Raw genomic sequence first — 3,245 nt, 5'->3', positions numbered from 1 at the left:
GTAGAGCTCGACCCCGCCGACGACCTCATACGCCGGGTCGCCCTTGCCCTTCGGGCACACGACGGCTACCTGGTAGCCGGCCGCAGTGAGTGCCTGGCACTCGAGCCACACGCGCCGGTCGAACGGCACGGGGAGGTTCTGGACGATGATCAGAACTCTGCGCTGCTGCACTCGCATATGAGCGCCTGGCGTCCGCTGCTGATACGTTCGCGGCGCTTTTGCCTGGCCTTTGCCGGGCGGCCCGGCGCGAGAACAAGGCGGTCCTTTGTATCAAGACCGGTGCTGAGCGGTCTGATGGTTGTTAGGTTACTGTCTCGCTGGCCAGCCGGAGCGACGACGCCGAACGCAGGGGGAGCGCATGAAAATCCTCGTCGCAGGCGACCGCGGGTACATCGGGGCCGTCCTTGTCCCCTTCCTGCGCGCCGCCGGGCACGACGTCGACGGGCTTGACCTCGGCCTGTACGAAGGATGCGACCTCGGTCCGGCGCTTCCGGACGCCGGCCCGCGGGCCACGCTGGACATGCGCAACGTCACGCCTGCCGGCCTGTCCGCATACGATGCGGTGCTCTGCCTGGCGGCGCTGTCCAACGATCCGCTCGGCGATCTCAACCCGGCGGCGACCTATTCGGTGAACCTCGACGGGACGCTCGCGCTGGCCCGGGCCGCGAAGCGGGCCGGCGTCGAGCGCTTCCTGTTCTCCTCGTCCTGCAGCCTCTACGGGGCCGCGGGCTCGGCCGCCGTGGCCGAGGATGCGGAACTGTTCCCTGTCACGCCGTACGGTGAGACAAAGGTTATCGCAGAACGAGAATTGTCCAAGCTCGCGGACGACAACTTCACCCCGACGTACCTGCGCAACGCGACAGCGTACGGCGCGTCGACGAGGCTGCGCCTTGACATCGTGGTGAACAACCTGACCGCCGTGGCGCTCACGACCGGGCAGGTGCGCCTGGAAAGCGACGGGACGCCCTGGCGGCCGCTCGTGCACATCGAGGACATCAGCCGCGCCTTCCTCGCCATCCTCGAAGCGCCCCGCGATGTCGTCCACGACCAGGCGTTTAACGTCGGGCGGGCGCAGGACAACGTGCAGGTGCGCGACATCGCCGAGATGGTGCGCGCGGCAGTGCCGGGATCCACGGTGACGCTTGCCGACGGCGCGGGTCCGGATATCCGCAACTACCGGGTGGATTTCGGCAAGCTCGAGTCGGCCTTCCCCGACCTGAAGCTGCGGTGGAGCGTGCGGGACGGGATCGCGGAGCTGCTGCAGGCCTACACCGCGTATGGCCTGACCCACGACGACTTCGTCTCCGCCAGGTTCGTGCGGCTGCGCAGGATCCGCGAACTGCTCGCGGCCGGCGCCGTCGACGAGATGCTCTACCGGACGACGAGCAGTCCGTTCCCGGCCTGCGCACCGAGGGGACTTGATGCCGGACCTGTGTGAGTCGCCAGCGCCGGCGCCGTCACGGCGAGGACACGCGATCCATGCTTAACCGAGCGGGTGGCGCGCGCAATCTCGGGCTCAAGCTGGCGCACCGTTTCGGCTGGGGCCTGGCTGACCAGGGGATGTCCAGCCTGAGCAATGCCGCCTTGAGCTTCTACGTGGCCAGGGAACTGGGCGCGACCGAGTTCGGCGCCTTCAGCATCGTGTACGTGACATACTCGTTCGCGCTCAACGCCTCCCGCGGGCTTGCCACCGAGCCGCTGCTCGTCCGGTTCAGCCACGCGGAAATCCGGGCGTGGCGGTGGGCGGTCAAGCGTTCCACGGGCACCTCGGTCGTCGCGGGCATCGCGATGGGCATCTGCGCGCTCATGGCGGGCGCCGCGATCAAGGGCACGCTCGGGGTCGCGTTCATCGCGCTCGGCCTGTCGATGCCCGGCCTGATGCTGCAGGACAGCTGGCGGTACGCGTTCTTCGCGCTCGGACGCGGCAGCCACTCCCTGCTCAACGACACCGTGTGGACGATCGCGATGTTCGTCGCCATGGTCGCCCTGCGGGTCCTGCATTACGACTCGGTCTTCTGGTTCGTGCTGATCTGGGGGATGACCGCCACCTTCGCGGCATGCATAGGCCCGCTGCAGTCGCGGGTCATCCCCAACCCGCTCTGCGCGCTGGAGTGGATGGCCCGTAACCGTGACCTGGGGCCGCGGTTCCTCGCGGAGAACACGTCCAACGCGGGCGCGGTCCAGCTGCGGATCTACTGCATCGGCGGCATCGCGGGCCTGGCCACGGTCGCCTACGTCCAGGCGGCCGGCCTGCTCCTGGGGCCGTTCCTCGTCGTCTTCATGGGCATATCGATCGTCACCGTCCCCGAGGCGGCGCGGGTCCTGCGCAACTCCCCGCATCACCTGCGACGCTACTGCCTGCTGGTCGGCGCCGCGCTGGCGATCGGCTGCGCGCTGTGGGGCGTCGCGCTGCTCGCCACGATCCCGCGGGGGCTGGGAGACCTGCTGCTCGGCGCGAAGCTGTGGCGGCCCGCGTACGCGCTGGTGATCCCCTACACGATCACCGTCATGGGATCGTGTTTCACCCAGGGCGCGATGGCGGGCTTGCACGCGCTCGGCGCCGCCCACCGCAGCCTGCGCTCGATGATCTTCGGGTCGGCCCTGTACCTCGGCCTCGGCGTCGGGGGCGCCTTCTACCACGGCGCCGCCGGCACGGTGTGGGGGACGGCGATCGCCACCTGGCTCGGGACGATGATGTGGTGGGCGCAGCTGCACACGGGCCTGCGGGAGGCCGGGCACAGCAAGGTCCGCGTCCCCTTGCTGCACCTGGCCGGCCGGCACCGACGGGTGCCGGCCGGCCAGCCGCGGTCACCGGGACACGACGGCAGGCCAGGCGTCCGCCCCGCACCCCTGCGCGCGCCGTCCCCGATCGGGCCGGACCCGAGCGAGATCGGGTAGTCGCGCGCGCGATCGCGCAGCCGCGTGGTCGCGCAGCCGCGGCGTCGCGGCAAGGATTACAGCGGCGAGCAGATGAAGAAGTACTCCACGGCCAGTTTCCTGCTGACGACCGGGATCGTCGGTGTGATCGGCCTGTTGACCGCCATGGGGGTCCGCCGCCACGGCTGGCCGCCGTGCCAGTTGTGCGAGGTCGGGAACGACCTGCGTATGCGGAAATAACGGGCCAGGGCCTGCCTGAAATCGCGCAACGGCTGAACGTTGCTGTACGCCTCGAACGCCCGGCTGTCACGATGGGCGAAGTTGGTGTACGTCACGATGAATGTGCCGTCAGGGCGCAGTATCTCCGC

The 3,245-nt window shown here is 69.4% G+C and carries 3 protein-coding genes; 2 read left to right on the top strand and 1 reads right to left on the bottom strand.

Features of this window, described 5'->3' with window-relative positions:
• Positions 1-358: 358 nt before the first annotated feature.
• Together Q1N79_RS15230 and Q1N79_RS15225 are read left to right on the top strand one after the other, a co-directional pair.
• A complete protein-coding gene (locus Q1N79_RS15230) occupies positions 359-1,438 on the top strand; it encodes an NAD(P)-dependent oxidoreductase (RefSeq protein ID WP_300609613.1) in 1,080 nt (359 codons plus the stop codon).
• Positions 1,439-1,479: 41 nt separating this feature from the next.
• Positions 1,480-2,898 (top strand): hypothetical protein, encoded by a 1,419-nt coding sequence (locus Q1N79_RS15225; protein WP_300609611.1) that lies wholly within the window; start codon positions 1,480-1,482, stop codon positions 2,896-2,898.
• A 56-nt stretch (positions 2,899-2,954) separates the two neighbouring features.
• Here the strand turns inward: Q1N79_RS15225 and Q1N79_RS15220 are convergent.
• On the bottom strand, positions 2,955-3,245 hold a 291-nt coding region (locus Q1N79_RS15220), incomplete at its 5' end, for a hypothetical protein (RefSeq protein WP_300609609.1).

The sequence above is a fragment of the Trebonia sp. genome, assembly GCF_030042015.1.
Classification (GTDB): Bacteria; Actinomycetota; Actinomycetes; order Streptosporangiales; family Streptosporangiaceae; genus Trebonia.
This window is presented reverse-complemented; position numbering and strand designations above follow the sequence as displayed.